Below are 18,714 nucleotides of genomic sequence, written 5' to 3' on the forward strand. Positions count from 1 at the left end.
GAAGTAGAAGTCCACTAAAAAAGATCCCCAAATCTTTTCTAATTACTTATTTGTTCTTCTGCTTCACTCAGGATGACAAAATTGAAAAACCTTTGTAAAAGTTTTTAACCTTTGCCAAAAGCTTTTACCCCCAATACTATTTTTTTTAGTTTTTTAGACTCGGAATTTCCTTCAAATTTACTTTTGGATTTGTAGTTGCTCCCGTCTTCAAGTCTCCCGCTTCGATAAAAAACAAAGCGCGATCTAAAACTTCATCTCTTCCTTCCTGAATTCCTTTTATAGTTGGTTTTATTTCAATATTAGGTACAATTCCTATTCTTTGTGTTTCTCCTTTGTCTGGATAATAAACGCCAATTCCTGAAAACAATGTGCGAAATCCTTTGAAATCAAATACCGAAATATTTCCATCTGCGCCTGAAGTTTGACTTCCTATTATAGTAGCATTACCCATACTTTGAAAAGCCATTGCAGTCCATTCTGCGTGACTTTGGGTTTCTTCGTTGACTAAAACAATTACTTTTCCCTTATAATGATCCTTGTTTTCAATACCGCATGAAGTTCCTTCATTGTTCCATTTAAATCTTCCCGGATAATTTAGATCTGGAACGGTATAAATCGCAAATTTATTTTCTTTAGGACTTATAAATTTCGCAATATCTTCGATAGTTCCTTTTGGATAATTTCGAAGATCGAAAACAATAGCTTTAGTATCTTTTAGCTTTTCAATCATATCAGGAACATTTTTGCCAGTTAAAATTCCCATATCAACATAGCCGATATTGTTATCTAACAACTTAAATTTTTCCTTCTTTTTTCTGGCTCCTTTTTTAAATTCATTTCGGTGTGAATCATGATAATCATGCCATATCATTGTTTTAGTGATATATTTTCCATTTTTCAAAAATTCCACTTTAATAGTATCTGATTTGCTTACTAACATTCCGGGAGCAATCTTATCTAAAAATTTAGCTTCGTTCGAGGCACTAGTAAGATCTCTATACTTTGCAATAAACTCTTTTACCGTTTCGCCATTTACTTTTGTAATTACATCGCCTACTTTTATGTCATCTGCTTGTGCTAAACTATCCGCTAAAATTTCTGTCACAACCAGTTTTTCATCGATTATCTTTCCAGTAGCAGGAAAATAATTTGAAGGTTTAGAATTTGCTGTAGAAGAAGCTGAAGGATAAGTATAAACCTCTGTGTGACTGTCATCGGTTTTACAAGCCAACTTTTTCATAACCTTGTAAAAATCAGCCTGATTTTCAGCTTGAATTGCAAGAGGAATTATATTTTCTAAAGTTGTATCCCATTTTTGATCCATCAGATATTTATACGGAAAAAAATATTCTACCAAATTCCAGAACATAAATACCATTCGAAGTTTTGAATTCTTATCGGTAAAATTGGGATGATCAAAACTTTCATTTCGCATTCCAACATTGCCAACATGTTCTGAACCATAAACATAAAATTGATCTCCTTGAAATCTATTTTGTTCTATAAATTTTAATTTCTGCGAAAGTTTTTTAGAAAATACTTGACTGTTGTTAAACCAACTTAAATCGAAATTTTTATCAAAATAATCGACCTCTTTTGAAGCCACAATTGGAGCAACTTCTTTTATCGGGCCAAGTTCATCGATCCAGTTTTCTATAATTAGTGAAAAATCTTCTTTTGTTTCGGCTTTTTCAATTTTTGGTAATTTCTCTAAAAGCTGTTTGTCCCAATCCAATTGTCCGCTTGCAACCTTTGGATGATAATATTTTAAGAATCCCCAAACTTTGCAGGTTGCTACCAACTTTTCCGTTTCGGTGATTTTTGTTGCGCTGAAAATGGTTTGAGAAAATAAAACAAGAAAAAACAGAGTAATCTTTTGCATTGTGATTTAGGTTACGATTAATGTTTATTTTCCGGTTTCAATAAATGCCAAAGCGCGGTCTAAAACCTCATCTTTTCCTTCCTGAATTCCTTTTATGGTAGGTTTTACTTCAATATCAGGCACAATTCCAATTCTTTGGGTTTCTCTTCCATCAGGATAATAAACTCCAATTCCTGAGAATAAGGTATGAAAACCTTTAAAATCAAATTGGCTCACATTTCCATCTGCTCCGGCGGTCTGACTTCCAATAATTGTAGTATTTCCTGCTGTTTGAAAACACATTGCTGTCCATTCAGATTGGCTTACTGACTTCTCGTTTAGCAAAACAATTACTTTTCCTTTATAATGATCTTTATTATCAGAACCGCTTTTTGTTTCTCCATCCCAAATAAATCTGCCTGGATACTCATAATACGGACGTGTATAAATGGCAAATTCTTTTTCCTGAGAATTTAAAAATTGTGATATTTCACCAAAAGTTCCGTTTGGATAATTTCGCATATCAAAAACAATTGCTTTTGTGTTTTTTAAGGTTTCTATCATCGTCGGAATATGTCTCGGCTTAATGACTCCCATGTTAACATAGCCAATATTATTATCCAAAAGATTAAACTTTTCTTTCTTTTTCTGAGCGCCTTTTTTAAATTCATTTCGATGCGATTCATGATAATCAAACCATGTCATGGTTTTAGTTATGTAATTGTCATCTTTAAAAAACTCAACTTTCACAGTTTCTGAATACCCACTTAAAATCTTCTCAGCCAATTTATCTAAATATGAAGATTCATTTGATGCACAAATCAAATCTCTGTTTTCTGCTATAATCTCCCCAATTGTTTTATCATTAATTTTAGTAATTATTGTCCCAATTTTTATATCATCTGCTTGAGCGAGACTATCTCCCAAAATTTCTGTAATGACTAATTTCTCTTCAATAATTTTTCCTTTCGCAGGAAAAAACAACTTCTGTTTACTAACTGATAAAGACGAAGGATATAAATAAAACTCTGTATGACTGTCATCAATTTTAGAAACTAATTTTCTCATTGTCATATAAAAATCATTGTAATTCTGAGACTGAATCGCAAGAGGTATTATTTTTTCTAAAGTTAAATCCCATTTCTGATCCATTAAATATTTATTCGGAAAAAAATATTCTACTAAATTCCAATACATAAATATCATTCTCAGTTTTGAATTCTTATTGGTAAAATCTGGATGCTCATAGCTTTCATTTTGCAGATAAACATTTCCAACATGTTCTCCACCATAAACGTAGAATTGTTCTCCTTGAAATCTATTTTCTTCTATAAATCTTAATTTCTTCGAAAGCTTTTTTGAAAACAATTTATTGCTGTTTATCCAACTTAAATCGAAGTTTTTATCAAAGAATTTAATGTCTTTTGAAACAGGAATTGGTGCAATTTCTTTTACCGGACCAAGTTCGTCAATCCAGTTTTCGAGAATCAATGAAAACTCTTCTTTAGTTTGTGCTTTTTCTATTTTAGGAAGTTTTTCTAAAAGCTGATTATCCCAATTCGTTTTTCCTCCCGCAACTTCTGGATGATAATATTTTAAGAAACCCCAAACTTTGCAGGTTGCGACCAATTTTTCAGTTTCGGTGATTTTTGCCGAGCTGAAAATGGTTTGAGAAAATAAAACAAGAAATAATAATGTAATTTTTTGCATCAATTAAACAGGTTAAGATTTAGATTGTTTTGGGAACTTTCTTTAAAAAAGAAAACCGAATTTAGAACTAAAATTCCAAATTCGGTTACGGCTTTACGTAAAAGCAGTTTTTTTTTATTAATCTAATTCATCCAAAAGCAATTGAACTTCGTCATAATCTTCATAATCCTCTGAAATGGTCTGCAATATTTTTTTGCATCCTTCATAATCTCGCTGTTTCAATTTTGATAGTGCAAGATACCAAGTCGCTTTTTCTTTATATACCGAATTTCCTGCTTTCAATTCATCAAAAACGGCTTCGGCTTTTAAATAATGGCTTTCTTCTAAAAGAGAAACGCCATAATAAAATTGAATTTCTGGTGTTTTTCCTTTTGCTAAAACTTCTTCAAAATGCGGAATTGCTAATGAATATCTTTTAGCATTAAATTCTTTTTCAGCATTTTTTAAAGGACCATCTTCGCTTCCTCTTTCAGCAAAAGAAGCTTGTTCCGGATGATTATAATCGGCGAAAGCCGGATATTGATTGTAATTAAAAAAGAACAGTCCGAACAAAACTGCAACTGAAGCTGCAACGGCAAGATACCAAGGTTTAAGACCAATGACTTTTGGTTTTTTATTGAAATATTCTTCAGCAATCTGATTCAGATTTTCTTTGAATGCTTCTCTTTCTTCTTCAAAACCAAATTTATTCTGCAATTGAAGCTGCACTGATTTGAAAGTTTCAAATTCCGAAGCAAATTGAGCGTCTTCGGCCAATTGTTTTTCAAAATCATTTTTTTGATCGATAGTCAGTTCGCCTTCCAGATATTGGTCGAATAATATGTAGCGTTCTTCGTTCATGACTAATTATTTTTTTAGAGAATTAAAATTTTTTGCTTCCTGAATCCACTGTGTTAACTGACCAATACATAACGATTTTTTTTTGCGTACATATCCGTAAGTTACATTTAGCTTTTCGGCAACTTCTTCCATTGATTTAACAGAAAAACTCAGCTTCAGCAGTTCTTGGCATTTGTCTCCTAATTTTTGAAACATGGTGTCAAAAAGTTGCTGTTTTTCATCAAATTCCTCAGTTTGAGCTATTAATTCAAGTGCAGATTCATTTATAGATACCACATCTTCATGAATTGTTACCCCTTTGTTCGAAATTTTTTTGAATTCGTTAAGCCACTTTCTTTTACATAACAGAAAAAAGTAGGCATCAAAAGGGCATGTTAATTTTAAAGTGCCAGCTTTCGCCTGATTGTAAAGCAATATCATGACTTCCTGAACAATATCCTGTGCCTGATCTCTATCGCCTGAATTATTCAGAACGAAAAAAACCACTTTAGGAACGAACTTTTTATAAATAGATTCAATAATCACCGAATCATTTGCTGCAAGTCCGTCAATATACATTTGGTCATGATGTATTTTAATTTTCTCCATAAAAAAACTTTTGATTAGTTAAAGTTAAAAAAGAATCTCAAATAATTTCAAAATACAGGGTAACAATTACAAAATCAAATTGATATAAACCTGTAATACTCTTTTAAACTAAAAAAAATTAAAAGGAATGGAAACGTATCAATTTACTAAAGAAAAAAGTCTGGATCAGTTTTACGAAATGATTTCGGCCAAAAAACGAAACGGTTTTGTTGTTGTCGAACATAATGAAAAACTGCCGTATGTTGTTTTATCCAAAGAAAAAAAAGCCATCAAACATTCTTTTCATCTCTTTTTAACCTGTATCACATTCGGACTTTGGGCAATTGTCTGGCTGTATTTAATTGTTTCGCTTTCGCGGAAGCAAAACATTCTGCTGGCTGTTGATGAAGATGGAAATCTTTTTGAAGACAAATGTTTATCGGCCTAAATAAAAAACAGGGGTAACAAATTTTAAACCGAATTGATATAGTGTTATATAAGCCTGAAAAAATATTTTGAAAACAAGGGTAACAATATCAAACCCAAATTGATATAAGAATGTAAATAACAACCAAAATCTGAAAACCACTTGAAACACTCAAGACAGATTTTTAAAAACTAGAAATCATGAACACAAAATTTAAAACTATCAGTCTATTATTTTTATTGTTAATCTCTTTCTCTTTCGTAAGCTGCGACAACAGTGACGGAGATGATATTAAAATTACACCGCCAACTTCGGCCGCTTTTAAAAGCATCAGCGAAAAAGGAGTTAAGGGAAATACACAAAAATTTACTGCAACAGCCGGAAGCGGAATGATAACAATAACTTCGGCAAAAGGAGTTAAACTAAACATCAACGGAAACTGTTTAACCAAAAACGGAAATGCTGTAACAGGACAAATCGACATTGAATATATCGAGCTTTTTGACAAAGGAAACATGTTGATTACCAACAAACCAACAATGGGAATTACAGCTGACGGAAAGAAAAACCTTTTAATTTCTGGCGGAGAATTCTTCATCAAAGCAACTCAGGGCGGTGTTGAACTTCAGACTTCTTGTTCGATGAGTATGATTGTTCCGACTACATTAACTGATGGCTTAGACAATGCAATGACTTTATGGACCGGCGTAATTAACGATGCTGGAGAATTAGCCTGGAGAGAAGCAAAAGCCGGCGCTGACGGAGCTAACGGAAAAGGCGGCGTTCAAGGTGAAGGAAACAATTATTATGTAACTTTTGGAAACTTTGGATGGACAAACGTTGACCGTTTTTATAGCGATCCACGCCCAAAAACGACAATTCTTGCCGATGCTCCAGAAGGTTACGACAACAACAACAGTGCAATTTATTTGTCGTATGACGGCGAAGGAAACAATGCACTTGCAAAATTAGATACTTATACCGCTGCAGGATTATTCAGCGAACATTATGGCCAAATCCCGATTGGTCTAAAATGCCACGTGATTTTTGTTACCGAAGACAATGGTCAATGGCGATATGCGATCAAAGCTGTAACTGTTGCTGCCAACGATATTTACACTTTTACTCTTGCCGAAACAATAGTCGGTACAGAAGCGCAATTGGTAGCTGCAATTAATGCGATCCAATAACTTAGAAATGCTTTTTTAAGAAAAAGTGGTGATTTGCTCATCACTTTTTTTTACATTTAATCCTGTTTTAAAATTGATTCTGAAGATTTTAAGACCCAAAACTATCTAGTTATGAAACCACAACTGTCTATTTTCTTTATTCTCTTCTCTATTCTCTCAATAGGTCAAACCAAAGTAAAAGACACCATAACCCGACGAGCCAATATTGGTTTTATCCAAAACGGAAATGCTGTAAATTTCAAGCCTGAAACACCGCCTTTAATTCCGATTGCGGGTGCGCCAAAACCCAGTTATTCTTATTTGTGGGAACTCGGCGACGGCCATTACAGTAAAGAAGCAGAACCTAAACATGTCTATAAAAACAAAGGAACTTACACCACACGCCTTGCAGTAACCAACAATTATGACAATGGAAAACCTCCGGCAACGCGTCCTAAAAAAGTGGCTGTAAATGATATTAACGACACCAATTATAAAGACATTGCGTCAATTGCTGATCAAAACGGTTTTGCAATAATTAAGAATTGTGATCCTATTCCAGATCAGGAAATGATAGTTGTAGTAAGTTATCAAAATCTGGAGAATTATGTTGCAAACGGAAAACTGTATTTGTTTTATAATGAGAAACAATTCAAAAACAATAATTTCGAATTAAGTGATTTTAGAACTTATGCGAATGAGCGCGAAGTAAAAGAAAATCTCGTAGCTTCAGTTGACGATATTGATGATTCTAAAAATTATTTGGCTTCCGCCGAAAATACAATCAAACGTAAAAAGTATCGAGATACAACTACTGAAGAAGATTTAGACGCATCTTTATTAGACGCCAATAAAACGTATCATAATGTTTCGATTTTAGAATTTGATGACGCTAATCCGGGTGAAACACGCAATGTTTTTTATACATTTAAAACTACTCCGGAAATGATTAAGGATACCAGCGCGACGATTACGATGCGTGGAATTTTTGTTCCGAATCGAAGTTATAAAAACCATAAAATTAAAAACCTTGAAATGGAAATTGTAACTTCTCACGATCCGAATAAAATGGGATCGAACGGAAGTTTTATAAATTACAGATTGGTACGTTTTAAACGAGTAAATTTTAAAACCCGTTTTCAGAATAATGGCGAAGGTCCGGCACGAAAAATTCGTTTAGAAACTGATGTTCCGGATATGTTCGACAAAAAGACTTTTCAGATTGAAAGCATGTATCCTGAATGTCCGATTTGCCCAAAAGGCGAAGAACCAACTGTTAGCTGTCTGGACACCATCATCAAACAAAAACAGATTATTTTCACTTTCAAAAACATTTATTTGCCGGGAAGCGAACAGAAAAATGTTCAGGAAAAAGATTCTACAAAAGGTTTTGTAAAATATTCGATGAAGTTTACTGAAGATTTTCATAAAGTAAAAACCAAAAGCCGAACCGCGATTATTTTTGATAAAAACGAACCCATAATTACCAATTATGCCACTACCCGATTCTTGCCTGGAATTTCGATTGGCGCAAAAGCAGGTTACAATATTTATCCTGATTTGGATAAATCGACAAGTTATTTTGTGGGAGCTACAATTTCTCCGTTTAAATCATATCGTTTTTACTGGCAGGCTGAATGGTTGAACGCTTTGAATCAGTACAATAGCGAAGTTAAAGTCGAAGAAGAATTTTTGACAAACCCCAACGGAGTACGACAATTACAACGAACAACAACGTCAACAGAAAACAAAAATATTAATTGGGAAATTCCTGTTTTGATTCGGTATAATATTAATAATTACATTGGAATTGGAGCCGGAGTTCAATTCAATGTAAATGTTTCTTCGGAGCAAAATCAGAATATACAAGTTGATCTTTACGAAGGTGACAAAGGAAATTTTTTAATTGATTCCAAAACAACGTCAAACACAATCAAAAACTCTTTTACCGATTTTAAAACCGGATTATTGTTTGATTTAACAGCAGGTTTTGCCAGAATTGGTCCGAGTTTAGGTGCGCGTTATGTAATTAATTTTGAACAAAATTTCAATTATATTCAGCTTTACGGAATTTGGAAGTTTTAAGATTACACTGCAGAGATACACAGCTTTTAATATGAACTTACATCGCTTATATAGCTTAATTTTCTTTTTCCTGAGCCTAACTATTTTTGGGCAAAATCAGGAAGATAAAATATATAATGCTGTTGATGTTTTTGTTGCTCATCCTTCCGCGAAAGCGTTGCAAAATTTAGAAAATATAGAAAATGATTTTTGGAGAAATCCGAAACCAAAAACCAAAGACGAATTACTGGCAATTGTTGTTTTAAATTGCAATAAAGCCTACTATGAAAACCAATTTGGACAAACTCAAAAAGCCATTTCAAGTTACGAAAAAGCCTGGCAGGTTTATCAAAAAAACAAATTTTCAAATTACGATATAATTGAATTCTGTTTAAAACCGCTTGGCAATTTATATACCGTTTTGGGCGATTATGACAATGCCGAAAACACCATAAAACAGTATTTTTTTATTGTAAATACTTCTAAAAATTATCCCGATGCGCAAAGGCAAAAGTTTGCAGCAATTTTAAATTTATCAAATGTTTATCAAAATACGGGTAGAGTCATTGAAGCCATTGAGCTTCTGGAAAACACTTTAAAAACAGAGAAATTATCAAATTCAGAGAAAGGAATTTTGCTGAATAATTTAGGCAATAATTATCTCTTAGGTTTTAAAGGAGATTTGATGACACAGGAGCTTTATAAGAAAGCTGAAAATACATTTAAGTTAGCCGTTACATATTTGGAAAACGACAAAAATCATATCGAGAACTTGTCGAATTCTTATCGAAATCTTGCAAATGTATGTCGGCAAACACATCGTTTTAAAATCGCCGATTCTTATTTAGAAAAAGCAACTGAACTCTTTTTGGAAATCCCAAATCAGCAGCCAAGAAAAATTGCAAAACTGTATTACGAAAAAGCATTATTGCTTTTTGATGAAAAAAAATACGCCGAAAGTACCAAGCAAACTGCTGAGGCTTTTAAAATCTTAGTTCCGAATTATGTTGCAAAAAACATTCTTCCCGCTAAAAATGAATTATATGCCGAAACCGTTTTAATGGATATTTTGGACTTGCAAGCGTCAATCTTTGCAAATCAAAATCAACTTAAAAAAGCACTTGAAGGTTATAAACTTTCTTTTCATATTGAAAACTTATTGATGAGCGGATTAGTCTATGAAAACTCTAAAATCATTTCACAAATCCGTGCCAGAAATCGAACTGAAAAATGTCTGTTTATTTATGATCAATTGTTTAAAAAAGAAAATAAAATTGAATATTTAGAAGAAGCATTTCAATTGGCAGAAAAAACAAAATCGGGAATTTTGAAGAGCCATCTTTCAAATATTAAAATGGCTTCTGCAAAAGAAAAACAGCTTTTAAAGGAATTTCAAAATGCTAATAATTCCATTTTAAAAGAACAGCAAAAAGGTAATTTGGCCAACATTTCAACTATTAATTCGGCAATAAAAAAGCAAAATGAATTGATGCTTTCGCTAAAGAAAATTCAATCTGAAAATCCAAATTCGATTCCAGAGAATTTAGATTTAAAGGCATTATTTTCAAAATTAGAAAAAGACAACGCAACAATGGTTTATTATTTTATGGGTGCTGAACATCTCTATTATTTCACCGTTCAAAATAACCAAATAAGCTTAAATCATTTTGATGTTACTGATAATGCAATTCCAAGAATTTTAAAATTTATCGATTATTTCAGGACTGCAGATGCCATTACAAATGACATTGTCGGATATAATTATTACGGAAAAAGCGCTTATGATTTATTAAAATTACCTTCAAATGTAAACTATAAAAACCTCATCATTGTTCCAGATGGGATTTTGAATTTTATGCCTTTTGAAGCTTTGATTACGCAAATATCCAACACAACAAATTTTGCAAAAATGCATTATTTACTGAATGATTTTAAGATTGCCTACAATATTTCAGCGAATATTTATCTGAATTCAAAACTCGTTTCAAAATCAGAAAAAACGGTTTTAGGGGTTTTTCCGGTTTTCGAAAAAACTGCTTTTGAATTGAGTTATTCTAAGAAAGAATTAGAAGCAATCAGAAGCAATTTCAAAGGAAAATATTTAGAAAATTCGGATGCAACATTTTCTAATTTCAAAAATAATGCTCCAAATTATTCTATTTTACATTTGAGTACACACGCTTCTTCTGGTGATATTGAAACTCCGGCAAGCATCAAATTTTATGATCAGGAAATTTTGTATTCTGAATTGTATAATCTGCACATTAATCCGGATTTAGTGGTTTTAAGCGCCTGCGAAACCGGAATTGGAAAACTATATAAAGCAGAAGGCGCAATGAGCGTTGCAAGAGGTTTTCAGTTTGCCGGCGCGCAAAATTTATTGTTTTCTTTATGGAAAGTAAATGATTTTACGACTTCGGTTTTTATGGCTGACTTTTATAAAAACATTAAAAATAATGTTTCTTATTTTGAAGCCAATTCAAATGCAAAACTGGAATATTTAAACGACAAATCAATTCCGAATGCCAAGAAATCACCTTATTATTGGAGTTCTTTTGTGTATTACGGTTCGCTTTCGGCAGAAGAAAAATCAGTAAATTATATCTATTATATTGTTAGTTTATTGGCTGTAATTGGTTTATTTTTGATATTCAATCGGACTAAAAAATGGAAAATCTTCACGAATACCTCAAAAAAGAGAATTACAAGAAAATAAAATTCAAACTTACCAAAACCCAGCATCTTGGCATAAAAGCCAAAATCAATGGCATTTCGGGAAATTTTATTTTAGACACCGGAGCTTCAAATTCCTGCGTTGGTTTTGAAAGTATAGAACGTTTTGAATTAACAGCAAAAAAATCAAAAACCAAGGCTTCGGGCGCGGGCGGAACGGGAATGAAAACTCAAATATCATCTGAAAATAAATTGCAGTTGGGAAGTTGGAAAAGCAAAGATTTCAGTATTGTTATTTTTGATCTTTCGCATGTAAATGAAGCATTGGAATCACATAAGGCAAAACCAGTTCATGGCATTATTGGCGCTGATGTTTTATTAGAAGGAAAAGCAATAATTGATTATTTTAACCATTATTTGTATTTAAAATAAGCGTTTTACTTTAGGTTCAAATTTTTTACGCCTTTACGGGAAACCGCAATTTTAACAATATTTATTGTATTATATTTGGTGAGCCATTTTAACAAATTTAATACTATGAAAAAAACTCTACTTTGTTTTCTTTTATTGTTTTCCAACTTTTTTTATGCTCAAGTAACTTCAATTACGATTTGTCCAAGCGAGTCTTTTGATTTAAATACACTAAAAGCAGATTTTATAAGCAATCTGGATCCAGCCGAAACCACTGTAACTTATTTTTTAAGTGAGGCTGATGCATTAAATAATACAAATGCAATTGCTAATCCAGCAACTTATCATGGACCTGCAGGAACAATAAAAATTTATGGAAGAATTGATAATAATGGTACTATTACTTCCAATTATTTTAATCTGACTACGTTTCCATCTACAAATGTTAGTGCTTCAAATAAACCAATTTTATGTAAAGGTGACACTGGAACACTATCAATAAATGCTTCTGGTGGAAGCGGTTCATATTCCTATTCTATAAATGGCAGTCCGTTTACAAATCAAGATTATTATCCTATTATGCCTGCTGGTTTTTATACTATAAGTGTTTTAGATAATGCAGCATATGGGTGTAAAACTTCAATTAATTATACCATTACTGAGCCTTCTACTTTAGTAGCAACAGCTCTGGTTGATCGTCAAAATGTTATTATTACTGCTACTGGCGGTACTGCGCCATATCAATATTCTTTAGATGGAATCAGTTTTCAATCCGCTAGTTTTTTCGCAAATGTATCTCCTGGATCTTATAATATTAGAGTAAGAGATGCTAATAGCTGCATAGCGTTAGTAAGCACAACTGTAAACTATGCATTAACTTCAAATTTGACAATTGTAAAAATGATAGATTGCATGAGTAATGGTGTATTAATTGCTTATCAAGCGGGAGGTCAGGCTCCATATACCTATTCTCTAAACGGAGGCCCATATTCTACAGCAAATATTTTCAATGATTTGCCTGCCGGAAATTATATTGTAACAGTAAAAGATGCAACAAATACGATTTCATATTCAAACACAGTAACACTTGTTGCACCTGTTCCTGTTGATTTTGTAGCCACTAATACACCTGTATTATGTTATGGAGGAACAGCTTCTTTAACAATTAATGTGTCAGCAGGACAAGCTCCTTATCAATATGCTATAAATGGAGGAGCGAGCACAAATAGCAATGTATTTGCAGGTCTTGTATCTGGAAATTACACTATTAAAGTTACTGACGCTGCAGGTTGTGTAAAAATACTTCCGTACACAATTACAGAACCAACTGCCTTAACTGCTACTTCAAGTACGTTTGGTCAAAATATAGTAATGACTACTAATGGTGGTATGGCACCTTATCAATATTCTTTAGATGGAATTAATTTTCAAGAAAGTAATGTTTTCTTGGATGTTGTTGATGGCACATATCCAGTAGTAATAAAAGACGCTCAAGGATGCAGTTTTACACTTTCGGTTAAACTTGCGGCTGCAGAACAACCTTTAAGTTCGGGAGCAATGATTGTTAAACAAGTAGACTGCAGAGGTAATGGTGCACTTCGTGTTATTGGCTACGGAGGACAAACTCCCTATTTATATTCAATAGATGGGGCGCAGACTTTTCAAACAAGTGATACTTTTAATGATCTAGTTGCTGGAACTTATCCTGTAGCTGTAAAAGATGCTCAGAACACTATTGTCAATAATCTTTCTATGGGATTGAAAGCATTTGTTCCGGTAACTGGCAGCGCTATAGTAACAAATTCTGCAAGTTGTCTAAACAATGGCACAATAGACGTTTCTGGAAGTGGAGGCCAAATACCGCTTTACTATTCTATTGATGGAGGAGTAACCTATAAAGCAAACAGTACTTTTACTAATTTACCAGCCGGTAACTATACTATTCTTGTAAAAGATAGTGGGGATTGTATTTCTCCTGTTATATCGGCAACAATACAACAATCTGCTCAGGTTGCTGTGACAGCTACAAGTACTTCAATATTTTGTTATGGTGGTACGTCAAACTTAACAATCAGTGCGACTGGAGGACAAGCACCTTATCAATATTCTATAAACAATGGTACTTTTTCTGCTAGTAATACCTTCTATGGTTTAAGTGTTGGAACTTACAATATTAAAGTAAAAGATGCACTTGGCTGTCAATCAGAACTTGCATATGATATTACACAACCAACACCATTAATTGCCAATATTAATGTCGACAAACAAAACATAACTATTGTCGGACAAGGAGGAATTGCTCCCTATCTATATTCTTTAGATATGGCTGTTTTTCAGTCTTCAAATATTTTTTCAAATTTAACTCCAGGTCTTCATACTATATTGTTAAGAGATGCAAATGGATGCGAATCAAACCCATTTAATGTCAATATTGAAAATCCAAATCCATTAAATGCTGTCGCAACAATTACTAAGGAACTTGATTGTATGAGCAATGCAGTAATAGTTGCTAGTGCAGCCGGAGGAACAGCTCCATATACTTATTCTATAAATGGAGTAAGTTTTCAGTCGGCTAATGTTTTTAGCAATTTAACTGAGGGAGTTTATTCGATTACTGTAAAAGATGCTAATGGTGCTGTAACTACCACAAACAGTATAACTATTGCACCTATAAGTTTTCCAATACTAGCTTTTACTCAAACTAACGTAAGCTGTTCTCAGGGCACTGACGGAACTATAATTGTAAGTGCAGCTGGTGGAAAAGCACCTTTTCTTTACGCATTAGACAATTCTCCTTTTTTTCCAACAAATGTTTTCACAAATTTAGTTGCTGGTTATTATAATGTAACTGTAAAAGATGCGAATGGCTGTTTAAGTTCTTCTTATGTAGTTATAACTGAGCCTACTCCTATAACACCAACTGTGAGCGTTAAAAATTCAACAACTGTTGGTGATAATGATGGTCAGATAATCATTACTGCGATGGGTGGAGTTGCTCCATATGTTTACGCATTGACAGATACAAGCGGAGTGCCAGCTGTTTCTTTTCAAGCTTCATATACTTTTAGCGGTTTAAAATCTGGATCATATGACATTCAGGTAAAAGATGCCAACGGTTGTATTGCTACACAAACTGCTATTTCTATTATTAATAGTATTCCTTCGCTTTCAGCAACAATTGATATTACCCAAGTTACATGCAGCAATCCTTATGGTACAATTAGTGTTAATGCAATTGGAGGAAAAGCTCCGTATACGTATTCAATAAATAACGAACCTTATCAAACAAATAATGTTTTTAATACTCTAAATCCCGGCAATTATATTGTGACAGTAAAAGATGCAGATGATTTATCTTATTCAAATTCAGTTACAATACTTCCTGTTGTTACGCTAACTGCTAGTGCTGTTCTCACAAAATCAATAGATTGTCTTAGTAATGGTATAATAACTGTTTCTGCAACTGGAGGACAAGGTCCGTATTTATATTCTTTTGATAATGGAAATACTTACTCCAGCAATAATACTTTTTCTAATGCTGTGGCAGGAGTTTATTCAATAATTGTAAAAGACAATTATGGATGTATTTCTAATGTGCAAAACATAACTGTTGATCCTCTTGTACCACTTGTTGCAACAGCTACTATTACAAAAGAAGTCGATTGCATCAATGGATCTTTCAGAGTCGATGTTACAGGCGGAAAAAGTCCATACCTATATTCAATTAACAATGAACCTTATACCGCAAGCGTGCCTCTTTTCTATAAACAAGCAGGTACTTATACAATAAATGTTAAAGATAACCTCAATTGTATTGCCTCTACAGTAATAACCTTAAAACCATATAATCTTAGTGCCACAACAGTAGTTACAAGTGCAACTTGTTTTGGAGCTGCAAATGGCTCAATAAAAGTTCTTGCAAACGGAGGAGCTCCGCCATATACTTACTCACTAGATGGTACTAATTATCAAACCAGTAATATTTTTAATAATCTTACTGCTAGAACTTATTTAATCAGAATTAAAGATGATCGAAAATGTATTTCTAATCTTACAACAAATGTTTTACAACCAAGTAATTTAATAATTAACTCAACGATCAAAAATGTAAATTGTAAAAATTCTAATACTGGATCTGTTGCTTTAAGTGTTACTGGAGGCAAGTCTCCATACAGCTATTCAAAAGATGGAACAACATATTCATCTAACCCTAATTTTACTTCTCTAACAGCAGGAACTTATACTTTTTCTGTCAGAGATGCTAATGGCTGTATTGTAACTAAAAGCACTACAGTAACTGAACCGAATGCTTTAGAATTAATCACAGATATTAAAACTCTAAATAATGATGGGGCAGTTGGAGCATTAATACAATTGGATGCTACAGGAGGAACTGCACCTTATTTATACTCTGTAAAAAATCAAATTACGGGAGTTGAGTATGGAAAAAATGTACCTTATAAAAGATATAGTGGCATGCTTGCCGGTTTGTACACAATTAGTGTTGTTGATGCAAATGGATGCCAGGTAACAAAAAGTAATATAAACATTACACTTGATAATCCAATACTATTAAGTGCTGTTAAAACGCCAATATCTTGTATCGCAAATGCTTCATTCTCTGTAAGCGCTTCAGGAGGTGTAGCTCCATATCTTTATTCTTATGATGGTGGTAATACTTATAGCAGCAACAATCCCGGACGAACTAATTTGACCCCCGGTAATTACTCCATATTATTGAAAGATGCTATTGGAAATGAAGCGCAAACACATTTCATTGTAAAAGCATATACTCCTGTAAAAACAACTGCTACCGTTACATACGAAACGTCTAACGGTCATCTTGACGGAGTAATAACCATGAGTTCAAGTAACGGTATCGCTCCTTATACTTATAAAGTTAAAAATGCTACTACAAATCAACTAATATTTGACTATTCTGCTTCAGTAGGTTATGTAGGATTACCTGAAGGAACTTATTCTATAACTGCTAAAGATGCTAATGGTTGCGAGTCTGCTAGCGTAGATGCTACAATTGTGCTTCCTGCACCTATTTTCATAACTATAAGCAATGTTACTCCTATTACTTGTGAAGATCCTGGAGAAAGTTTAACTATTAACGCATCCGGAGGAGTAGCGCCTTATCTTTATTCGTTTAATCTAGGTCAGACCTATACAACAATCAATGGTGTTGCAAATTTGAAATCGGGTCTTAATTATGTTTTTTATGCAAAAGATGCTATTGGTAATACAAGTTGGATTTCTTATAAGGTAAAAACATATGTTCCACTAGCAATCAATTTGACTAAAACGAACATTAATTGCAACGGATCTCAAGATGGTACAATAACGGCAACTGCAAGCGGAGGAACTACGCCTTATACTTATTCTTTAGGAACCGTATTTTCTTCATCTAATGTTTTTAATAATTTATCCCCAGGACAATATAATGTAACTGCTAAAGATGCTGCAGGATGTACTACTGTTTCCAGCATAACAATATTACAACCTGCTCGTTTATCAGCATCAATCAGCGTTGTAAATCCTTCATCTTTAAATTATAGCGACGGAAGAATTGCTGTTAATGCTTCGGGTGGAGTTCAACCTTATACTTATTCTCTTAGAAAGAGTAATGGAATAGTATTAGTTCCGTCACAAACTGCTAACATTTTTGCAAATTTAGCATCAGGATCTTATGTTGTGGAAGTAAGAGATGCCTTAGGGTGTACATTTTTACAACAAGGAATTAGCATTATATCACCACCAGCACTTGTTGCTACTGCTATTGTAAATCCATTGACATGTAACACTAATGGAGTTATAACCGTAACTGCAACGGGAGGAACTTCACCTTATTCTTATTCATTTAATAATGGTACAACTTATATGGCTTCGAATGTGTTTACTACCGCTATCCCTGGAAGCTATAATATAATAGTACGTGATGCTCAAAATAATATTACTTCGCTTTTTGCTACTATAGACCCTATAACCCCTGTTCAATTAATAGCAACTATTACATCACCTGTAACTTGTTCACAAAACGGTACAATAACAGCAAATGCTAGTGGAGGTAGTGCCCCTTTTGTTTATTCATTAAATGGAGGTCCGTTTCAAAGTAGTAACTCATTTGTCGTAAATGCAGGCACTCATATTATAACTGTCAGAGATAATAATGATTGTACAGCAGTTGTGGCTGTACAATTAGAACAGCCTCAACCTATAATTGCAGATTTAAATGTTGAGAATCAAACTGCAACAATTACGGCTTCTGGTGGTACAGGTAATTTTCAATATGCAATTTCTCCTAATTTGAATGTGTTTTCATCTAATAATACATTTACAAATTTAGAAGCTGGAGAATATGCAGCGATTGTTCAGGATGCAAATGGATGCTATGTAATGCTAAATTTTGTTATTAGTCCACCAGCTCCTTTAGCTGAAGACAAACAAGAAGCTCTAGTTGTTGATGTCAAACCAGGATCGACTTTGGCAGATCTTGTTGTTGAAGGTCAAAACATTAAATGGTATAGCACTCCTGGAAATTCTTCAAGTGGAAAAACAAGCAAATCAACAGCTGAAACTCCTTTACCTCTAACAACTGTTTTGGTCGACGGAACTACTTATTATGCTTCGCAAACCATAAACGGAGTTGAGAGTAAAGAACGTCTTGCAGTAACAGCTAAAGTAAATGGTTCACTTTCGGCACCTGATTTTAATTTGACTTCGTTCCAATTTTATCCTAATCCGGTAATTGATATTTTAAATATTGAAAACAATTCAGTTATTGATGATGTAGAAATTATTGATGTCTCTGGAAAATCTGTTGTATTTAAGAAAATCAATGATCTTCATTCGGAAATTGATTTATCAAACCTTTCTAGCGGAGTTTATATCTTAAAAGTAAAATCTGAAAATAAACAGAAGACCGTAAAATTCATTAAAAAATAATTTTTCAAAGCAATAAAAAAGCCTTCATTTTAAACAATGAA

Annotated in this window: 10 protein-coding genes; 6 read left to right on the top strand and 4 right to left on the bottom strand. The window is 33.3% G+C overall.

The window, feature by feature from the left end:
* Positions 1–145: 145 nt before the first annotated feature.
* The 4 genes from GQ47_RS05865 to GQ47_RS05880 all read right to left on the bottom strand — a co-directional run bounded on the left by GQ47_RS05865 (position 146) and on the right by GQ47_RS05880 (position 4,999).
* A complete protein-coding gene (locus GQ47_RS05865) occupies positions 146–1,882 on the bottom strand; it encodes a S41 family peptidase (protein WP_081909320.1) in 1,737 nt (578 codons plus the stop codon).
* A 24-nt stretch (positions 1,883–1,906) separates the two neighbouring features.
* Positions 1,907–3,571, bottom strand: a complete 1,665-nt coding sequence (locus GQ47_RS05870; protein WP_035646150.1) for a S41 family peptidase — start codon at positions 3,569–3,571, stop codon at positions 1,907–1,909.
* 117 nt (positions 3,572–3,688) lie between these two features.
* Positions 3,689–4,411, bottom strand: coding sequence for a hypothetical protein (locus GQ47_RS05875; RefSeq protein ID WP_035646152.1), 723 nt, complete (start codon positions 4,409–4,411; stop codon positions 3,689–3,691).
* 6 nt (positions 4,412–4,417) lie between these two features.
* Positions 4,418–4,999, bottom strand: coding sequence for an RNA polymerase sigma factor (locus GQ47_RS05880; protein WP_035646154.1), 582 nt, complete (start codon positions 4,997–4,999; stop codon positions 4,418–4,420).
* A gap of 127 nt (positions 5,000–5,126) precedes the next feature.
* Here GQ47_RS05880 and GQ47_RS05885 point away from each other — a divergent pair, with 127 nt between their 5' ends.
* The 6 genes from GQ47_RS05885 to GQ47_RS05910 all read left to right on the top strand — a co-directional run bounded on the left by GQ47_RS05885 (position 5,127) and on the right by GQ47_RS05910 (position 18,673).
* Positions 5,127–5,426, top strand: a complete 300-nt coding sequence (locus GQ47_RS05885; protein ID WP_035646156.1) for a hypothetical protein — start codon at positions 5,127–5,129, stop codon at positions 5,424–5,426.
* A gap of 179 nt (positions 5,427–5,605) precedes the next feature.
* Positions 5,606–6,595, top strand: coding sequence for a hypothetical protein (locus GQ47_RS05890; protein WP_035646158.1), 990 nt, complete (start codon positions 5,606–5,608; stop codon positions 6,593–6,595).
* A 111-nt stretch (positions 6,596–6,706) separates the two neighbouring features.
* Entirely contained in the window at positions 6,707–8,659 is a 1,953-nt protein-coding gene (locus GQ47_RS05895; RefSeq protein WP_035646161.1) for a PKD domain-containing protein, read from the top strand.
* A 31-nt stretch (positions 8,660–8,690) separates the two neighbouring features.
* Positions 8,691–11,354: a CHAT domain-containing protein gene (locus GQ47_RS05900; protein WP_035646854.1), complete on the top strand. Its 2,664-nt coding sequence runs from the start codon at positions 8,691–8,693 to the stop codon at positions 11,352–11,354.
* Entirely contained in the window at positions 11,306–11,743 is a 438-nt protein-coding gene (locus GQ47_RS05905; RefSeq protein ID WP_035646164.1) for a retropepsin-like aspartic protease, read from the top strand. The genes GQ47_RS05900 and GQ47_RS05905 overlap by 49 nt, the downstream gene beginning before the upstream one ends.
* Before the next feature lie 105 nt (positions 11,744–11,848).
* Positions 11,849–18,673 carry a T9SS type A sorting domain-containing protein gene (locus GQ47_RS05910; protein ID WP_035646167.1) on the top strand — a complete coding sequence of 2,275 codons (6,825 nt, stop codon included), beginning with the start codon at positions 11,849–11,851 and terminating at the stop codon, positions 18,671–18,673.
* Positions 18,674–18,714 lie beyond the last annotated feature (41 nt).

This window comes from Flavobacterium sp. ASV13 (genome assembly GCF_000745775.1).
Taxonomy (GTDB): domain Bacteria; phylum Bacteroidota; class Bacteroidia; order Flavobacteriales; family Flavobacteriaceae; genus Flavobacterium.

Excerpts from the sequence above, each read along its gene's own strand:
- GQ47_RS05865 (WP_081909320.1), bottom strand. The coding sequence starts at position 1,882 with ATGCAAAAGATTACTCTGTTTTTTCTTGTTTTATTTTCTCAAACCATT.
- GQ47_RS05870 (WP_035646150.1), bottom strand. The coding sequence starts at position 3,571 with ATGCAAAAAATTACATTATTATTTCTTGTTTTATTTTCTCAAACCATT.
- GQ47_RS05875 (WP_035646152.1), bottom strand. The coding sequence starts at position 4,411 with ATGAACGAAGAACGCTACATATTATTCGACCAATATCTGGAAGGCGAA.
- GQ47_RS05880 (WP_035646154.1), bottom strand. The coding sequence starts at position 4,999 with ATGGAGAAAATTAAAATACATCATGACCAAATGTATATTGACGGACTT.
- GQ47_RS05885 (WP_035646156.1), top strand. The coding sequence starts at position 5,127 with ATGGAAACGTATCAATTTACTAAAGAAAAAAGTCTGGATCAGTTTTAC.
- GQ47_RS05890 (WP_035646158.1), top strand. The coding sequence starts at position 5,606 with ATGAACACAAAATTTAAAACTATCAGTCTATTATTTTTATTGTTAATC.
- GQ47_RS05895 (WP_035646161.1), top strand. The coding sequence starts at position 6,707 with ATGAAACCACAACTGTCTATTTTCTTTATTCTCTTCTCTATTCTCTCA.
- GQ47_RS05900 (WP_035646854.1), top strand. The coding sequence starts at position 8,691 with ATGAACTTACATCGCTTATATAGCTTAATTTTCTTTTTCCTGAGCCTA.
- GQ47_RS05905 (WP_035646164.1), top strand. The coding sequence starts at position 11,306 with ATGGAAAATCTTCACGAATACCTCAAAAAAGAGAATTACAAGAAAATA.
- GQ47_RS05910 (WP_035646167.1), top strand. The coding sequence starts at position 11,849 with ATGAAAAAAACTCTACTTTGTTTTCTTTTATTGTTTTCCAACTTTTTT.